This is a genomic window from Arcobacter caeni, from assembly GCF_003063245.1.
Taxonomy (GTDB): domain Bacteria; phylum Campylobacterota; class Campylobacteria; order Campylobacterales; family Arcobacteraceae; genus Aliarcobacter; species Aliarcobacter caeni.
In genome coordinates, this window is sequence record NZ_MUXE01000005.1 from 22,059 (window position 1) to 40,286 (window position 18,228).

The 18,228-nt window shown below is 27.0% G+C and carries 15 protein-coding genes; 8 read left to right on the forward strand and 7 right to left on the reverse strand.

What is annotated here, in order from left to right:
- Window positions 1–35 precede the first annotated feature (35 nt).
- Window positions 36–2,723 carry a DNA polymerase I gene (polA, locus tag B0174_RS04675; protein ID WP_108558499.1) on the reverse strand — a complete coding sequence of 896 codons (2,688 nt, stop codon included), beginning with the start codon at window positions 2,721–2,723 and terminating at the stop codon, window positions 36–38.
- A gap of 96 nt (window positions 2,724–2,819) precedes the next feature.
- Here polA and kdsB point away from each other — a divergent pair, with 96 nt between their 5' ends.
- On the forward strand, window positions 2,820–3,542 hold the full coding sequence (kdsB, locus tag B0174_RS04680; RefSeq protein WP_108558500.1) for a 3-deoxy-manno-octulosonate cytidylyltransferase: 723 nt from the start codon (window positions 2,820–2,822) through the stop codon (window positions 3,540–3,542).
- Here the strand turns inward: kdsB and B0174_RS04685 are convergent.
- Genes B0174_RS04685 through B0174_RS04700 form a run of 4 tightly spaced genes read right to left on the reverse strand, consistent with a single transcriptional unit; the run spans window position 3,513 to window position 7,481 of the window.
- Window positions 3,513–4,109, reverse strand: a complete 597-nt coding sequence (locus B0174_RS04685; protein WP_108558501.1) for a nucleotidyltransferase family protein — start codon at window positions 4,107–4,109, stop codon at window positions 3,513–3,515. The genes kdsB and B0174_RS04685 overlap by 30 nt on opposite strands.
- Window positions 4,096–4,878 carry an XdhC family protein gene (locus tag B0174_RS04690; RefSeq protein WP_108558502.1) on the reverse strand — a complete coding sequence of 261 codons (783 nt, stop codon included), beginning with the start codon at window positions 4,876–4,878 and terminating at the stop codon, window positions 4,096–4,098. The genes B0174_RS04685 and B0174_RS04690 overlap by 14 nt, the downstream gene beginning before the upstream one ends.
- A 5-nt stretch (window positions 4,879–4,883) precedes the next feature.
- Entirely contained in the window at window positions 4,884–7,025 is a 2,142-nt protein-coding gene (locus B0174_RS04695; protein WP_108558503.1) for a xanthine dehydrogenase family protein molybdopterin-binding subunit, read from the reverse strand.
- A gap of 3 nt (window positions 7,026–7,028) precedes the next feature.
- On the reverse strand, window positions 7,029–7,481 hold the full coding sequence (locus B0174_RS04700) for a (2Fe-2S)-binding protein (RefSeq protein WP_108558504.1): 453 nt from the start codon (window positions 7,479–7,481) through the stop codon (window positions 7,029–7,031).
- 219 nt (window positions 7,482–7,700) lie between these two features.
- Here B0174_RS04700 and B0174_RS04705 point away from each other — a divergent pair, with 219 nt between their 5' ends.
- From B0174_RS04705 to B0174_RS04715, 3 genes are all read left to right on the forward strand, one after another.
- Complete coding sequence (locus B0174_RS04705) at window positions 7,701–8,612, forward strand: AraC family transcriptional regulator (protein ID WP_108558505.1); 912 nt, start codon at window positions 7,701–7,703, stop codon at window positions 8,610–8,612.
- A 95-nt stretch (window positions 8,613–8,707) separates the two neighbouring features.
- Window positions 8,708–9,748, forward strand: a complete 1,041-nt coding sequence (locus tag B0174_RS04710; protein ID WP_108558506.1) for an NAD(P)-dependent alcohol dehydrogenase — start codon at window positions 8,708–8,710, stop codon at window positions 9,746–9,748.
- Between the two features lie 81 nt (window positions 9,749–9,829).
- The gene (locus tag B0174_RS04715; protein WP_165790394.1) at window positions 9,830–10,183 is read left to right on the forward strand and encodes a cyclophilin-like fold protein; all 354 of its coding nucleotides are present in this window, start codon (window positions 9,830–9,832) and stop codon (window positions 10,181–10,183) included.
- A gap of 94 nt (window positions 10,184–10,277) precedes the next feature.
- On the opposite strand, the gene B0174_RS04720 is transcribed toward B0174_RS04715, so the two are convergent.
- A complete protein-coding gene (locus B0174_RS04720; protein WP_108558508.1) occupies window positions 10,278–11,456 on the reverse strand; it encodes a MalY/PatB family protein in 1,179 nt (392 codons plus the stop codon).
- A gap of 10 nt (window positions 11,457–11,466) precedes the next feature.
- Window positions 11,467–12,330, reverse strand: coding sequence for a DUF3737 family protein (locus tag B0174_RS04725; RefSeq protein ID WP_108558509.1), 864 nt, complete (start codon window positions 12,328–12,330; stop codon window positions 11,467–11,469).
- A 274-nt stretch (window positions 12,331–12,604) separates the two neighbouring features.
- On the opposite strand from B0174_RS04725, the gene B0174_RS04730 reads away from it, so the two are divergent.
- The 4 genes from B0174_RS04730 (at window position 12,605) to B0174_RS04745 (ending at window position 18,224) form a co-directional block, all read left to right on the forward strand.
- Entirely contained in the window at window positions 12,605–13,786 is a 1,182-nt protein-coding gene (locus B0174_RS04730) for an MFS transporter (protein ID WP_123059931.1), read from the forward strand.
- Between the two features lie 10 nt (window positions 13,787–13,796).
- Complete coding sequence (locus B0174_RS04735; protein WP_108558510.1) at window positions 13,797–14,801, forward strand: aldo/keto reductase; 1,005 nt, start codon at window positions 13,797–13,799, stop codon at window positions 14,799–14,801.
- 122 nt (window positions 14,802–14,923) lie between these two features.
- Window positions 14,924–16,915, forward strand: coding sequence for an EAL domain-containing protein (locus tag B0174_RS04740; protein WP_108558511.1), 1,992 nt, complete (start codon window positions 14,924–14,926; stop codon window positions 16,913–16,915).
- Window positions 16,908–18,224, forward strand: coding sequence for a GGDEF domain-containing response regulator (locus tag B0174_RS04745; protein ID WP_165790395.1), 1,317 nt, complete (start codon window positions 16,908–16,910; stop codon window positions 18,222–18,224). Before B0174_RS04740 ends, B0174_RS04745 begins: the two co-directional genes overlap by 8 nt.
- The last annotated feature ends 4 nt before the right edge of the window (window positions 18,225–18,228 follow it).

The window sequence follows — 18,228 nt, forward strand, 5'->3', positions numbered from 1 at the left end:
TATTAATAAATATTAAATATTTTATTAAATTAAAGTTACTTTAATTCTTGCCAAGAATTACCTATTGATACAGACACTTTTAAAGGTATATTTAATTTATACACATTTTCCATTATTTCTTTTAAATCACTCGTTATTTCTTCAACAAATTCTTCTTTAACCTCAAAGATAAGTTCGTCATGGATTTGTAATAACATCCTCATATTATTATTATTTTTATATTTCTCATAAATTTTTATCATTGATAATTTTATTAAATCGGCTGCACTTCCTTGAAATAAAGTATTAACAGCTTCTCTTAAATATGCAGCTTTAATCATGGCATTTGCTGAGTCAAAATCAAATAATCTTTTTCTATTTAATAATGTTTTAATGTAACCATTTATATGTGCAAAATCTTCAATTGATTTTAAATAATCTTTTACACTTTTAAATGCTTCAAAATATGAATCAATATAAAATTTTGCTTCTTTTGATGGAATTCCTAAAGTATCACCTAGTTTTTTGCTTCCCATTCCATATAATAATCCAAAATTTATAGATTTTGCAATTGATCTTTTTTCTTTTGCAAGTTCCTCTCCAAAAATTTTAACAGCAGTTTGGTAGTGAATATCTAAATCATTTCTAAAAGCTTCAACCAAAGCAACATCGCCACTATAATGAGCCAATAATCTTAATTCTATTTGAGAATAATCGATTCCTACTAGTTTATAACCCTCTTTTGGAATAAATGCTTCTCTTATTTTAGAACCACTTCCAGCACGAACTGGAATATTTTGTAAATTTGGATTTTTCGAACTTAATCTTCCTGTGGCTGTTCCTGTATGTAAAAAAGAGGTGTGAATTCTATTATCACTATTTTTTAGTCCAAGCTCTAAAAGTGGCTCAATATAAGTTGATTGAAGTTTATAAGCCTCTCTATATTTTAATAACCAAGAAATAACTTCATGGTCATTTATTAAACCACTTAAAACAGCTTCATCGGTGCTATAACCTGTTTTTGTTTTTTTAGATGTGGCAAGGCCTAAAGTTTCAAATAAAACAACACCTAATTGTTTTGGAGAATTAATATTAAACTCAACACCCGAAATTTTATAGATTTGAGCTGTTAGTTCTTGAATATATTTATTATTTGTTTCTTTTAGTTCTTTTAATAAATTTACATCAACTTTTATTCCATTATTTTCCATATTTGCTAATACATAAATAAAATCAAATTCCATCTCAAAAGCCAATTTTAAAAGTTCTTCTTCATTTTTTTCTTTGAAAACTTCAAGTTGTTTGTTAAAAAGTTTCAAAGTCATCAAAGCATCTTCAGCAGCATAATCACACGCACTTGAAATATCTACATTTGAGAAATTTTCACCTTTTTTTACAACATCTTTAAAAGCGATCATTTTATGAGAAAAATATTTATCAACTTGATAATCAAGCCCTACTTTTTCATTTGTATCTAAAAGCCACGATAAAATCATAGTATCAGCATAAAGTTTTAACTCTATATCAAAATTATTTTTGATAATCTCATAATCATATTTGAAATTTTGTAAAACTAATTTATGTCTATTTAGTTGAATTATTGCTTGACGCGCTGCATCTTTTGAGATTTGAACAGGAGCACCTAAATAAAAATGAGAAATAGGAACATAATAAGCAATATTTTCTTCATAAGCAAAAGAAAATCCTACAATTTGCGCTTTTTGTGTATCTATATCTGTAGTTTCTGTATCAAAGGCAACTATTGCATCTCTTGGAATTGTATTAATTACAAAAGATAATTTACTTTCATCATTTAATAAAACATATTTTATTTCTTCATTCTTTTCTTTTTCTACTGGAATTTCAGTTTTAAAACTCATTCCATTTTTATTTACTCTATCAAGAACTTTTGCCATATCATATTGGTGTAAAATATCGCTAATTTTTAAAATTGGATTTTCAACTGGTAATAAAAAAGTATTCAAATCATCAATTAGATGACAATCTTTTGATAAAGTAACAAGTTTTTTAGAAATAAAAGCCATTTCACGGCTATCTTCAAGTAAAGTTTTCCATCTTTTTTTCTCAATATTTTCTAAGTTTGCATAAATATTTTCCAAAGTTCCAAATTGTTGAATCAATGCTTCTGCTGTTTTTGCTCCTATTCCTTTTACTCCTGGAATATTATCAGCACTATCACCTAAAAGTGATTGATAATCTGTAAATTGTGAAGCTTTAACTCCATATTTTTCAAGACATTTTGCTTCATTTATAATAACTTTTTTTGTTGGATCAAATAAATAAATATCATTTTCATCTTCAATTAATTGATATAAATCTTTATCATGAGACACAATTCTTACTTCTAAACCTTTTAGTTTTGCATCGTGGGCGATTGATGCCACAATATCATCAGCTTCAAAACCTGTTCTAATTGCTGTTTTAAATCCCATTTGTTCAATCCAAGAAATTGCAATTGGAAGTTGTTTTAATAAATCCTCAGGAACATCAGGTCGTTGACCTTTATAACCATCATAAAGTTCATTCCTAAAAGTATCACCTTTTGCATCAAGTGCAAAAACTATATAATCAGTTTGAAAATCTTTTCCAATATTTGCTATAAAATTAATAAAACCTGTTAATAAACCTGTTGGAAAACCATCTTTTGATCTAAGTGGTGGAAGGGCAAAATAACTTCTAAATAAAAATCCAAATGTATCAATAACTGTGATTGTTTTTTTCATAAAATCTCTTTTCATATGCTTGTTTAAAGATTTTATATTATAATAATGTCACTAAAAATAAGGTTTTGAAATTATAAAGTGCCAAAAGGAAGATAAATGATAATTATACCTGCAAGATTAAATTCTAGTAGATTTGCAAATAAAATTTTAGTTGATATTTTAGGATTACCAATGGTAATTAGAACTGCAAAGCAAGTAAGCAGTTTGGATAAAGTAGTAATTGCAACAGATTCTCAAAAAGTTATAGATTTAGCTTCAAAATACGGCTTTGATGCAGTTATGACATCAAGTTCTCACAATAGTGGAACAGATAGAATAAATGAAGCTGTAAATATTTTAAATTTAAGTGAAGATGAAATAATTATAAATGTTCAAGGTGATGAACCTTTTATTGAAATTGAAGTGGTTCAAGCAGTTATTAATAGAGTAAAACAAATAAAAGAAAACGATGAAAATATTATGATAACTTCTTGTTATAAAGAAATAAGCTCTGAATTAGCAGATGATCCAAATCATGTAAAAGTAGTTTTAGACGAACACTCAAATGCAATATATTTTTCACGAGCAAAAGTTCCATATCATAGAGATCATCATGAAAATACAAATTATAGTGGACATCTAGGAATTTATGGATTTACAAAAAAATCACTAAATGCTTTTTGTGAGTTAAAATCATCAGAATTAGAAAATATTGAAAAATTAGAACAATTAAGAGCCATTGATAATGGACAAAAAATCGCTATGGTAAAAGTCATTTCTAAATCTTTTGGAATTGATACACAAGCTGATTTAGATAACGCTATTAGAATCTTTTCTTAAATATAAATCCACATCTTCTGAAGTATCAATATCAATTGCCATTTCAGAAGATAATTCTAAAGTTATATGGGAATGTTTATTCAATAAAGATTTAGCTCCTTTATCTTCATTGAGTTTTAAAAGTTCTTCATAATATTTCTTAGGGAAGATTGCTGGAACCAAGGAATTATTATTATATTTTGAGGCAATTATTACTTCTGAAATTAAAGAACTTTTAAGTTCTTCATAATGAGAAGTTGGGATAAAAGGCTGATCACAAAGCATAATCATACTATTTTCAAAATCTTGGGTATATTTTATTGCTTTTGAAATAGAAGTTCCCATTCCTTGGTGATAATTTTCATTAATTACGATATTAATATTAAAATCTTTTAACTCTTTCATACATTGTTCTTTTTCATGCCCAAGTACAACAAAAACATCAGAAGAAATTTTTAATGCTTTTTTTACAGCAATTTTTATTAAACTTTCATCTTGATATTTCAAAAGTTGTTTCGTTTTTCCCTCAAGCCTTGATGACTTTCCTGCAGCTAAAATAATTACTGCTAAGTTTTTAGATTTTTCCATTTTTTTTTGCCTCGATTTGTGCACAAATTGAAAGAGCGATAGCTTGGTGAGTATTTCCACCAATATCTAATCCAATTGGAGCATAAAATCTTTTGTCATTGTTTAAATTAAATTCTTCTGTAATTCTTTTCATATTCTTTTTATTTCCCATCATTCCAATATATTCTATATTTGAATTTATAAGTGCTTTTAAGTAAGTATTATCAGTTTTTGGATTATGACTTAAGATAATCGCTGCATTATATAAATTTAAATCCATAGACAAAATATCTTCAATATTTTGTATTTCAATGAAATTATCAGCTTCATTAACATAATTTTTATTGATTTTAATATCAATAATAGTTGTTTCCCAAGCCATCAAATTTGCCATAGAAATAAGCGAAGTAACATGAGCGCCTGAACCAAAAATCAAAATTGAATAAGGTCTTTTAATATATTCTGAAATATTATTATAATTATTTTCATAAAAAAAAGGCTCTATTTTGAACTTTGAATTTCCATGTCCTGATGATTCATCAGCAGGAATTGATTCAAAATAAAGAGTTTTTTTACTAATCATTGCTTCTTTTGAAGATTCTAGTATTTTATTTTGTAAATATTTACTTCCTAAAACACCTGTAAATTCATTTTGTGAATTTACAAGCATCATATTTCCAACTTTGGCATAAGTTGAACCTTTCGTTTCAACTACACTTGTTATTACAATATCAAGTTTTTTATCTTTAGATTCTTCAATAAATTTTAAATAATCTTTATTTGTAAACATAAAGTTTATCCCAATTTAATTGGAAAACTTGTATATCTTTTTCCTGTGGCATCTGCAAGTGCATTAATAACTGCTGCAAACATTGGAGGAACTCCAACTTCACCTATTCCACCTATTTTTGCACCTGAATTTATGATTTCAACACTGATACTTTCTGGTGCATCTGCCATTCTATTTACTTCAAAATCATAAAAGTTATTTTGGTCAACTGCTCCATTTGTTAAAGTAATTTGAGCATATTTACAATAACCAATTGTAAAGTTAACAGCACTTTCTATTTGATTTTCAACTCCAAGTGGATTAATAGCAAATCCACTATCAACGCTACTCCATACATGTTGTATTTTAAAGTCTTTATTTTCAACTCTTACTTTAACAACCATTGCCACAATACTTCCAAATGATTCAACAATAGCCACACCATAACCGCTATTTTTTTCTCTATTTTTCCAGTTTGATTGAGTTGCTACATTTTCTAAAAGTTTCACAAATCTTGGATTTTCTAGGTTTTTGATTCTAAAATCAATTGGGTCCATATTTAAAGCAACCGCAGCTTGGTCAATAATATTTTCAACTAATGGAGCGGATGTTGTATGCCCAACTGATCGTAACCATAAAACAGGAATAGGAGATTGTGGACAAAATGATTTTAATTCATGACTAGCAACTTTATACGGATGATTTGCAAAACCCTCTTTTTGAGTATCATCAATTCCATTTTTAAACATAAATCCCTCAAGAAACGTCCCTCTTGTGATTGATTGATTTATAACCGCACCTTTAAATCCAGTAATATTTCCATCAACATCAACACTTAAAGAAGCACTACTTACAGTCATTGGTCTGTAATTTCCAGTTTTAATATCATCTTCTCTTGTCCATAAAGTTTGAACAGCCCAAGGCTCATCTTTTGCTACATAAGCAGCATCAATTACAAAATCAAGATTTGCAGGTGCTCGTCTTCCAAAACTACTTCCTAAATAGTTTGTGTAATACTCAACATTTTCAGGATTTACGCCTAAAATTTTGGCGCAAGTATCTCTAAATAAACCTTGCATTTGACTACCAACTGACATAAATGCTTTATCACCTTTATGATGAACTGTACAGTTTAAAGGTTCCATTGGAGCATGGGCTAAAAATGGAAAAGAATATTGGGCTTCTACTATTTTATAAGCATTCTTAAATGCTTCATCTATATCTGAATCTTTTCTCATAATATTTATATCTTTTTTAAGATAATCTTTATACTCTTTTTCTAAATCAGAGGTACTTACTTTTTCAAATTCTCCATTATCCCAAACAACTGTGATTTGTTCCATTGCATTTTTTGCTTGCCACCAATGAGATGCAATTACTGCAATTTTTTCATTTGGAAGTTGTTTAATTTTTAAAACACCTGGCATATTTTTAGCTTTTGAGTCATCAAAACTTTTGATTTTTGCTCCAAATACTTTTGGTTGAACAAGTGCTGCAAATTTCATATCTTTAACTCTTACATCAATACCAAAAATACCTTTTCCTGTGATTTTCTCTTCAACTTCAATTGGATGTCTTTTTAGTGCTTTTCCCATAAGTCTAAATTCACTTGGATTTTTTAAATCCACATCACTTGGAACTTGCATTTTTTTAATATCATTTACTAAACTTCCATAAGAGAGTTTTTCTTTTGTTCTTTTATTTATTACATATGAATCTTTTGTTTCAACATCGTATAATCTTACTTGCCATTTTTTAGCAGCTGCTTGTTTTAACATCAATCTTACAGCAGCTCCCACTTTTCGAACACTTTCATTATGAAATTGAATAGAACCTGAACCACCTGTAATCATAAGTGGCATTCCTGGTCTATTATAAACTGGATTTACTTTTGCTGGTTCAAAAATTATTTTATCCCAAGCTGCATCTAATTCATCTGCAATACATTGAGCCATTCCTGTATATATTCCTTGTCCCATTTCAACTTGACCTAAAATAAAAGTAATTTTATTATCTACATCAATTTTGATAAAAGCATTTGGTTCTAAAATATTACTTTTTTGTGTAATAGTTGCTGCTTTACCTTTTGTAGGCAAATTAAATCCAATGACAAATGCTGATGTTAAAAGTGTGCTATTTTTTATAAATTCTCTTCTTTCTACTTTCATCTTTTATCCTTTTGCCACAGCAGAAACTGCTTTTAATATTTTATTATAAGTACCACATCTGCAAATGTTTCCTTGCATTGCTTCTTTAATTTGTTCAGTTGATGGATTTTTATTCGATTTTAAAAGAGCACTTGCATTCATAATCTGACCTGGCTGGCAATATCCACATTGTGCCACATCATGGTCTCTCCATTGAATTCTTAGAGATTTTATCTCTTTATCATCTTTATTTTCAATTGTTGTAATATTTTTATTAAAAGCTTCACTAATAGAAGTTGAACAACTTCTAATTGCTTTATCATCTAAAAGTACTGTACAGGCACCACATTGCCCTACTCCACAACCAAATTTTGTTCCTGTCATATTTAAATAATCTCTTAATACCCAAAGTATCGGTGTATCTTCTGGCACATCTTTTAATTCATATTTTTTATTATTTATAATTACATTATTCATATTTTCTCCTATACTATAAAAATTTTATCTATTTTAATTATAGATTAATAAAAAAATTTCTAATAGAACAATATTACAAATAACTTGCCTAATTCTCTAAATATATTTATTTTATTAAAATTGGAGGATTAGGCAAATAAATTAGAGAATCTTTATATCAATTTTCTTAGTTATTTTATATAATATAATAAACTTAGCTATACAATGTAAGGAAAATTTATGAATACCAATTTAGATGAATATCGATTTGATTTGATTAATTTTCTAAAAGACAAATATGATTTAAGTGGAGCTATTCAATCAAAAATACCTTGTTTAGATTTTTATTTTTCAAATATTCAATCAGAATTTAATAGTATTATGTATGAGCCTTCTTTATGTATTATTTTACAAGGAAGTAAAGCAGTGGGATTTGGAAATAAAATGTATGCTTACAATAACAAGGAATATTTGCTTTCTTCAACCCATCTTCCTGCAAATGTAAAAATAACCCAAGCATCACAAAATGAACCTTATATGTCATTTAGAATTAGATTTAATATTGAAGATATTTATCAAGTTTTAAAAAATACAAACCCAGATAAACTTTTATTTCAAAAGAAATCTGAAAAAGGTCTCTTTTTTGATGATTTAAACCTGAGATTATATGAGCCAATTTCAAGACTTATAAAACTTTTGGATAAACCAGATGAAGATATAAATTATTTATCCCCATTTATTATTAAAGAAATTTTATATGTTTTGGTTAATGATAAAAGTGGCTTTTTCTTGAATAAATTTGCAATGGAGGGAACAACATCAAATAAAATTGTTAAAGCCATAAGTGAAATAAAAAACAATTTTAGTGAAAAACTCAATATTAAAGAATTAGCTGATTCCATTGAAATGAGTGAATCTTCTTTATATCAAAATTTTAAAACTATAACATCAATGTCACCAATTCAATTTCAAAAAAAACTTAGACTAGATGAAGCAAAGCAGCTTTTACTTGTTCGAAATATAGAAGTTTCTCAAGTAGCTTTTATGGTTGGGTATGAAAGTCCTTCACAATTTAGTAGAGAATTTTCAAGAATGTTTGGGATGTCTCCAAAAGCTCATACAGAATCACTAAAAATACAAACAAATATTTAAATTTGTAGAATTAGACAATTAAAATAGAGTATTTATCTAACAATGATCTTAACAAATCAATTATAATTAAAATATCAAATATTTTAGGAATAAAAATGAATAATTATGTAAAAACAAGAGCTTATGCTGCTTTTGATGAATCAGGAATATTAAAACCTTGGACTTTTGAAAGAAGAACTGTTGGAGATAATGATATTTTAATTGAAATCAAATTTGCAAGTATTTGTCATTCTGATATTCATCAAGAAAAAGGTCATTGGGGAAAACAACAATATCCTCAAGTTCCAGGACATGAAATCGTAGGAGTTGTAACTGCTATTGGTAAAAATGTTACAAAATTCAAAGTGAGTGATAGAGCAGGAGTTGGTTGTATGGTTGATGGTTGCACTACTTGTGAGGAAGAACAATATGAAGATGGTACAAAATTTACTTATGGATATTCTGATGAAAGAGAACCTACAAAAATTACTCAAGGAGGATATTCAACTCATATTGTTGTAAATAATCATTTTGCAGTACATATTCCAGATAATTTAAGTTTTGAAAAAGCAGCTCCACTTTTATGTGCAGGAATTACAACTTATTCACCAATTATGAAAGCCAAAATTAAAAAAGGTGATAAAGTTGCTGTTGCTGGAATTGGAGGATTAGGACATATGGCTGTAAAACTAGCTGTTTCAAAAGGAGCAGAAGTTTATGCCTTTACTACAAGTGCTGATAAAGTAGAAGATATTAAAGCTTTTGGGGCTAAAGAAGTAATTGTTGTAGATAATAAAGAAAAATTCTTAGCATACCAAGGACAAATGGATTATATGATTTCTACAATTCCTTATCAATTTGATGTGGCTTCATATGCTAGTGTTGTAAAACCTTATGGTTTTTTTACACAAGTTGGAATGCCTGAGAATTTTCAAATTACTCTAAATAATCTTGGACTATCTGTAAGTAGAGTTAATTTTAATGCTTCATTAATTGGTGGAATGAAAGAAACTCAAGAGATGATTGATTATTGTGCAAAAAACAATGTATTACCTGAAATCCAAATTATAAAAGCAGATGAGATAAATCAAGCTTGGAAAAATGTAGAAAATAAAAAAGCTCGATACAGATATGTTATTGATGTAGCAACAATTTAATGGATTTTTGAATAAAACATGAAAATTAAATATTCAATTATTTTGTGCTTGTTTCTATTTATACAAAGTTTTACGATTGGAATGGCAAATGAAATAAAAGTAATCATAGGAACAAATGTATTTGTTGCAACTTTGTTTGAAAATGAAACAGCCAAAGAGTTTAAAAAAATGTTACCCATAACACTTAATATGAATGATTTGAATAAAAATGAAAAATATTTTCATTTTTCTAAAAGTTTTCCCAAAGATAAGTTCAGTCCGGAAATGATTAATTCTGGTGATTTAATGTTATGGAATGATGATAGTTTAGTTCTTTTTTATAAAACTTTTTCAACTAACTATCAATATACAAAAGTTGGAAAAATTGATAATCCCAATATGTTAGCTCAAACTCTTGGAAGTGATGATATAAAAATTACTTTTGATTTAGAATAATTTCTAACCATACAAGAATAAAAACTCTTCTTGTATGGTTAATCTTACATAAATAATTTATAAATTTTCAAAGGTTTATAAGGTTTATATTGTCTTACAATTCTTTTTTACATTTGATAGTATCAATAGAGTTGTAAAGTCTATTTAGTCCATCTTTAAGTGTATCCATTGGACAAGCAATATTAATACGGATAAACTCTTTAGCATTTTCTCCATAGGTTGTTCCAGATGCAATACGAAGTTTTCCAATTTGTCTGATTTGTTCAACTAAAGCTTCAGATTCTATTTTTAGTGCAGAACAATCAATCCACATAAGATAAGTTGCTTCTGATTTAATGACTTTTAATTCAGGTATGTTTTGTCCAATATATTCCATAAGATAATCTCTGTTATTTTCCAGATAAATTAAAAGTTCATCCAACCAATCTTCACTTCGCATATAGGCACTGATTAAAGCTTCAATACCAAATACATTAGGTTCAATGGATTCATTAATATTAAGTGAACGGTTAATTTTGCCTTTATACTCTTGATTTGCAACAATAATATTTGAAGTCTTTAAACCTGCAAGATTGAAAGTTTTACTTGGTGATGTACAAGTAATAGTATTTTGTAAGAATCTATCATTAATAGAAGCCATGGGGGTATATTTTGAATCACTAAAGACTAAGTCTCTATGAATTTCATCACTTATTACAATGACATTATATTTTAAACATAACTCTCCCATTTCTGTCAATTCCTCTTTACTCCAAACCCGTCCCACTGGATTGTGAGGATTACATAAAATAAAAAGTTTTACTTTTTCATCTTTAACTTTTTCTTCAAAATCAACAAAGTCAATGTGATATTTTTCTTTTTCATAAATTAAATTATTGCTTATTAGTTCACATTTGTTGTTAGTAATAGAGCTGTTAAAGTAGTTGTAAACAGGTGATTGTATGAGTACTTTGTCTCCTTTATTACAAAAAGCTTGTACACTTGCACTTAGTGATGGAATAACACCTACAGTGGGTTCAATCCACTCTTTTTTTATTTTGATATTATGTCTTTTCTTCCACCAGTATATTTCAGCATCATAATATTCTTTTGGAATCATGGTGTAGCCAAATACACCATGAAGTGCTCTAAATAATATGGAATCAATAATTGGAGTTGCTGCTTTAAAATCCATATCAGCAACCCACATAGGAAGTACACCATTTTCTGTTGTATCCCATTTTGAACTATTGGTATGGAGTCTATTTATAATTTTATTAAAGTTATAGTTCATCTAAAAAACCTTAGTCTATTTTATTTTCAATTTCAATTTGTAAAAGGTCATTTTGTTCATCTAAAATAAGTTCTTTTATCTCTTTTGCTTTTAAATAACCACTCAATGGATTTTTAACACTCATAATAGAAGAAGTAATCGTTGCATTAATAGTAGAATCTTCGAAAGCTAAGTCTGTATCAATCATTTCACAATTTTCTAATACAAGATTTTTTGCATAACATAAAGGTTGCGTACCAATAATTGTACAATTTACAAATTTAAGATTTTTAGAATACCATCCAAGATATTCGCCTTCAATAATAGAATCATATATGGTTACATTCTCACTGTTCCAAAAAGCATCTTTCGATTTAATCTTAATATTCTTTGCAACAATATTTTGTGTGTGTTGGAAAGAGTAGTTGCCCTCCAAATGAAAATCATTCATCTCAATATTATTACTGTGAAATAATAAATAATCTCCTTGAAAATCAACCTTATCAATAATAATATTATTACAATCCCATAAAGTTTCATTTGTATTAAGAGTGCTGTTTTTTATGGTAATATTTTTAGCATCTCTGAATATTTTTGCAGAATTAACTTCACAGTTTTCTAATAAAATGCTATCAGAATACCAAATACTAGCTCTTGCTCCATCATTGAAAATACTTTTAAATATATGAACACGTGTATCGTGCCAAAAAAGATATTTACTTGAAAATTCACATTGTATTGCATTAATATAATTGACAAATTTCAAACCAGATTCACCTTGAACAAATTGACAGTTTTTTAAATCGATATGGTGTGATTTAAATAAAGGTCTTTCACCTTCAAAAATTTTATTTTCCAATAAGTGTATGTTTTTATTAATAGTACAATTCTTCATTTTGTGTTTATGTACCTTTCTTTATATAATATTAGTTTCTTTGTCGAAATGATTATAAAGGCTTTAATATAGTCTTAAATCTTATGTCAGTATATAATAAATGCTAAATTGCTTATAGAACAATATTATAAAATGATTGCACAATAATATAAATAAATTAAATTTGTAGAATTAGGCTATAAATATCTATAATTATTCTATCTATAATAATTACCAACTGATATAATTTATTTGTAAAAAAATTATATGAAGAGATTATTAAAAAAGGTATTTAATGAAAGAAAATGAAAAAACCACTCCCTTATGGAGTGCAGTTTGGGCAATGTCTTTATGTGCTATGGTTTTGGTAGCATCTGAGTTCATGCCTGTTAGTTTACTAACACCACTTGCCACAGATTTAACTATAACAGAGGGATATGCTGGGCAATCTATATCAATTTCAGGTCTGTTTGCATTAGTAACTAGTCTTTTTTTAACTTCAATAATTGGACATACAAATAGACGAACGGTATTGCTGTTTTTTACTGTTTTAATGGGAATATCAGGTGTTATTGTGGCATTTGCTCCAAATGCGATGATTTTAATGATAGGACGAGCTATTTTAGGAATATGTATTGGCGGTTTTTGGTCAATGTCCGCAGCAACTATTATGCGTCTTGTTCCCTCAAATTTAGTTCCTAAAGCATTGGCAATTTTAAATGGTGGCAATGCTTTATCAACGATGATAGCAGCACCTCTTGGAAGTTTTTTGGGAGGAATTATTGGTTGGAGAGGAGCATTTTTTTGCATTGTTCCCTTTGCGATTATTGCTTTTATTTGGTTATATAAAACTATGCCATCACTACCATCAAGACACACTTATGGTCACAGACCAAAATTAAGTAGTGTATTTAAACTGTTAAAACAATGGAAAGTCACTTTAGGAATGTTTTCAACTATGCTATTTTTTATGGGGCAATTTGCTCTTTTTACTTATCTTCGCCCTTTTTTAGAAACTCAAACAAAAGTTGATTTTGAAATATTATCTTTAATTTTATTAGTTATGGGAATTGGTGGACTTATTGGAACTTTTATTATTGGAAATATTTTAAAAACTAGACTTTATAGTTTATTGATTATTACACCATTTTTAATGATGTTGATTGTTATTGGGCTTATTTATTTTGCACATTCTTTAATAGCAATATTTATTTTGATGGCTCTTTGGGGATTTTTAGGAACTTCTGCTCCTGTTGCTTGGTGGACTTGGCTTAGTAAAACTTTACCCCATGAAGCAGAAGCTGGTGGTGGATTGATGGTTGCAATTATTCAATTAGCGATTACTTTAGGAGCATCATTTGGGGGAATATTTTTTGATATTTATGGATACGAAATCACATTTGTATTTAGTGCAATAATATTAGCTATGGCAACTTTAATGGCAAGTATTACGGCTTTTTACACTTATAAAAAGTAAAGGATAAAAAATGAAATACACAAAATTTGCAAATACAAATATAGAGTTATCAAAAATTGGTTTAGGTTGTATGGGAATGAGTGCAGCTTATGGAGAGGATAAAGATGACAAAGAAAGTATCGCAACACTAGAGCGTTCAATTGAACTGGGAATTAATTTTTGGGATACAGCAGATATTTATGGAAAGGGTGTAAATGAAGAGTTGATTTCACAAGTTCTTAAAAATAATAGAGACAAAATATTTATTGCCACAAAATTTGGATTTAGAATGCCAAATGACACAGGTAATTCTTTTAGTGGAGATATTTATATAGATTGTTCACCAAAACATATCAAAGAAGCTGTTGAAAAAAGTCTAAAAAGATTAAAAGTTGATGTTATTGATTTATATTATGCCCACAGAATTGACCCAAATATTCCACTTGAAGATACAATAGGAGCAATGTCAGAACTTGTAAAAGAGGGAAAAATAAAATATTTGGGTCTTAGTGAATGTACGGCTGATGAATTAAAAAAAGCCCATGATATACACCCTATTTCAGCACTTCAAAGTGAATATTCCCTTTTATATAGAGAAGTTGAAAAAGAGATTTTACCTTTGACGAAAAAGCTGGAAATTACTTTTGTTCCTTTTGCACCACTTGGGCGAGGTTTAATGTCAAATAAGCTGGATATTAGTTCTCTTTCAAACAATGATTTTAGAAAAAATCTTCCAAGATATAAGGGTGAATATTTAGAAAATAATATGAAGTTATCACAAGCTTTAGAAGAATTGGCAATTAATAAAAATGCAACAACAGCACAACTTGCAATTGCTTGGGTAATTGCTCAAAGTGACAACATTATTCCAATTCCTGGAACTAAAAAAAGAAAATATTTAGAATCAAATGTAGGTTCTGTTAATTTAAATTTAGATTCATCTGATTTAGAAAAAATCGAAGATATATTAAAGATGTATCCAAATGTCGGACCTAGATATTCAGCAAGAGAAAATAAGTTTGTTAAAAAATCATAAAAGACAAATTTAGAAATAAATAATTTTTTTAGTATCTTTATTATCATTAAGTATCCGATAAAGTAATGTTGAAGTAATTTTATGTAAAACTTAAAATATTAAAATATACACTAAGGTAGTTAATGCGTTATGATGTACTAATCGTAAGTGATGAGCAAAAACAATTTAAAGATTTCAAAAGATATGCTTCTAAAATAATGAAGAATATAAACATAACTCTCTCTTTTGAGTGTGATGATGTTTATGAAGCTATTGAGTACACTGATATACTAATAATTGATATAAATGTACATAACTATTTTAACCCTTTAGAAGATTATCTTGAAAAGAAAATTCACACAATATTTTTGGTTGAAGAGAATTTACATTTAGAAAAATACTCTATTATCAACAAAGATGATATTTTATATTATCCTTTGGATTTAGATAAATTAATCTTAAAAATAAAACATTATACAAATTTAGTTCATTCAAATATTGTTCTAAAAAAAGAAGAAGAATTTTCAAATTCGATAATAAATAATATTGACTATCCTATTTTTTCTATTGATAGTGAAAAAGTGATTTTTTCAAATGATCACTTTTTCAAACTTCTAAGTTGTGCATCTTTGGAAGAAATAAATAAAAAATATAAAAATATTGCTGACATTTTTGAAAAAGAGATTGGCTGTATTACAAACTTTGATAATAGAATATTTGAAAAATGTGAAAATAAAAATATTAAAGTTTGTATTAATAGCAATAATATCAAAAAATATTTTTCATTACAAAAAATTGCATTAACTCATAATAACACTTCAATTATAATATTACATGATATTAGCCATGAAATCGAACATAAACACGAATTATACAAACTTTTATATACTGATAATCTAACTGCATTTCCAAATAGAGCAAAATTAATCGAAGAGTTACAAAATAATAATTTAGTTTTAGAAGCAGTTTGTCTTTTAAATATCAACTCTTTTAAAGAAGTAAATGATTTTTTTGGTCATAAAGTTGGTGATGCTATATTAATTGATGTAGCAAAATTAATTCAAGAAAAAATCAAAAATGAAGGTGAACATTTTAAATTATATAAATTTCCTTCTGATAATTATTGCATTACAAATACAAAAGATTGTCAAGAAAGTTTTGTAAGTTTAATAAAAAATATTGTTGAATCAGTTTATAAAAAAGTATTTATTTATGAATTATATGAAATTGATATTAGAATAACAGCTGGAATATCTTTTTCAAATAAAAATAATAAATTAATTACAGCGGATATTGCCTTGCAATCTGCAAAAAAAGACCATAAAGATTATATTGTTTTTTATGATGAATTGGATAAATTTAGAGAATATGAAAATAATATGTTATGGACAAAAAAATTAAAATCTGCATTTATAAATGACAATATTGAAGTGTATTTTCAACCACTTGTAAATAATAGAACTTTAAAAGTTGATAAATATGAATGTTTAGTAAGATTAATAGAAGAAGATGGAAAAGTTGTGGCACCCTACTTTTTCTTGGATATTTCAAAAAAATCTAATCAATATACAAAACTTACAAAAATAGTTTTAGAAAAATCTTTTCAAAAATTTGAACATTTACCTTTTGAATTTTCAGTAAATATTTCTTATGAAGATATAGAAAGTCCTGATTTCTTGGATTTTATAAAAGGTTTATTAAAAAAATATGATATTGCACCTAAAGTTGTATTTGAGATTTTAGAGGATGAAAGTATAAAAAATTACAATCTATTAATCTCATTTGTAGATGAAGTAAAAGCTTTGGGATGTAAAGTTGCAATTGATGATTTTGGAAGTGGATATTCAAACTTTGAACATCTTTTAAAAATGAATATTGATTATCTAAAAATTGATGCTTCACTTATTAAAAATATTGCAACAAATGAAAACTCTTATAAAATCACTAAAACTATAATTGAATTTGCAAAAAATCTAAATCTAAAAACAATTGCAGAATTTGTTGAAAATGAAGAAATATTTAATATTGTTAGAAACTTAGGTGCAGATTATTCACAAGGTTACTTTTTTTCAGCTCCAATATCAGCTCCAAATATAAAAGAATACAATGAAAATGGAGATAAAAGTCATGAATAAAGAAATTCTAAAAGACATCTGCGTTTTGTATGTGGAAGATGAAAATGATGTTAGAGAATTTACAGCAAAATTACTTGATTCATTACTAAAAAAGGTTTATGTTGCACAAGATGGACTTGAGGGTTTAAAAATATTTGAAGAAAATAAAAATAATATTGATTTAATAATTTCTGATATTAATATGCCTAAAATGGATGGTTTATCTATGTGTGAAGCTATCAGAAAAATAAATAATGAAATCCCTCTTGTAATTACAAGCGCTCATAGTGACACAAATTTTTTAAGAAGATCTATTGAAATTGGAGTTACTACTTATGCTATGAAACCAATTGATTTATATCAGCTAATGGAAAGTATCATAAAAGCGATGGAACCAATAATATTAAAGAAAAAATTAGTAGAATTAAATCTATCTCTTGAAAGTAAAATAGAACAAGAAATATCTAAAATAAAATCTATTTTAGATGCACAAGATAATATTATAATTGTTACAAACAAAGAAGAAATAACTAATGTAAATAAAAAATTCTTAGATTTTTTTGGAATAAATAATTTTAATGACTTTATAAAAAGTAAAAGAAATATTTTTGATTTTTTTAAAGAAGATTTTGGTTTTATATCAAAAGAACAAATAAGTAAACAAGAATCTTGGATTAAATATATAAAAGAATTACATGAAATAGATAGAATTGTTAAAATAAAAGATGCTTTTGATGAAGAAAAAATATTTGCAATAAATGTAGATTATTATGAAAATAAAGAAGACTATTATGTCTTTTCATTAACAGATATTACAAAATTAAAAGAGAAATCTAATCTTTTTGAATATCAAGCAAGTCACGATAAATTAACAGGATTATTTAATAGAAATAAATTTGATGAAGTTTATACAAAAGAGATAAAACGCTCAAAAAGATACAATAACGAATTATCAATGATTATTTTTGATATAGATGATTTTAAATTAGTAAATGATAATTATGGTCATCAAATTGGAGATGAAGTTTTAAAAGAGATTGCAAAAATTATTTTAAACAAAGTTAGAGAGCAAGATATAAATGTAAGATGGGGAGGAGAAGAGTTTTTAATCCTTTTACCAGAAACAAATCTAACAGGTGCAGCCACAGTTGCCTCAAAAATAAGAATGGCTATAAAAGAACACCTTTTTAGTAATAAAGATTTGAAAATTACTGCAAGTTTTGGTGTTAGTCAACTTTTAAGTGAAGATAATGAAACTACATTTATCTCAAGAAGCGATACTCTTTTATATGAAGCAAAAAAAGCAGGAAAAGATAAAGTAATATCATAGATAT

Bases quoted from the DNA above. Each gene is read 5' to 3' on its own strand.
- B0174_RS04700 (WP_108558504.1), bottom strand. From the start codon at position 7,481: ATGAATAATGTAATTATAAATAATAAAAAATATGAATTAAAAGATGTG.
- B0174_RS04740 (WP_108558511.1), top strand. From the start codon at position 14,924: ATGCGTTATGATGTACTAATCGTAAGTGATGAGCAAAAACAATTTAAA.
- B0174_RS04690 (WP_108558502.1), bottom strand. From the start codon at position 4,878: ATGTTTACAAATAAAGATTATTTAAAATTTATTGAAGAATCTAAAGAT.
- B0174_RS04725 (WP_108558509.1), bottom strand. From the start codon at position 12,330: ATGAAGAATTGTACTATTAATAAAAACATACACTTATTGGAAAATAAA.
- B0174_RS04735 (WP_108558510.1), top strand. From the start codon at position 13,797: ATGAAATACACAAAATTTGCAAATACAAATATAGAGTTATCAAAAATT.
- B0174_RS04685 (WP_108558501.1), bottom strand. From the start codon at position 4,109: ATGGAAAAATCTAAAAACTTAGCAGTAATTATTTTAGCTGCAGGAAAG.
- B0174_RS04705 (WP_108558505.1), top strand. From the start codon at position 7,701: ATGAATACCAATTTAGATGAATATCGATTTGATTTGATTAATTTTCTA.
- B0174_RS04710 (WP_108558506.1), top strand. From the start codon at position 8,708: ATGAATAATTATGTAAAAACAAGAGCTTATGCTGCTTTTGATGAATCA.
- polA (WP_108558499.1), bottom strand. From the start codon at position 2,723: ATGAAAAAAACAATCACAGTTATTGATACATTTGGATTTTTATTTAGA.
- B0174_RS04745 (WP_165790395.1), top strand. From the start codon at position 16,908: ATGAATAAAGAAATTCTAAAAGACATCTGCGTTTTGTATGTGGAAGAT.
- B0174_RS04715 (WP_165790394.1), top strand. From the start codon at position 9,830: ATGGCAAATGAAATAAAAGTAATCATAGGAACAAATGTATTTGTTGCA.
- B0174_RS04720 (WP_108558508.1), bottom strand. From the start codon at position 11,456: ATGAACTATAACTTTAATAAAATTATAAATAGACTCCATACCAATAGT.
- kdsB (WP_108558500.1), top strand. From the start codon at position 2,820: ATGATAATTATACCTGCAAGATTAAATTCTAGTAGATTTGCAAATAAA.
- B0174_RS04730 (WP_123059931.1), top strand. From the start codon at position 12,605: ATGAAAGAAAATGAAAAAACCACTCCCTTATGGAGTGCAGTTTGGGCA.
- B0174_RS04695 (WP_108558503.1), bottom strand. From the start codon at position 7,025: ATGAAAGTAGAAAGAAGAGAATTTATAAAAAATAGCACACTTTTAACA.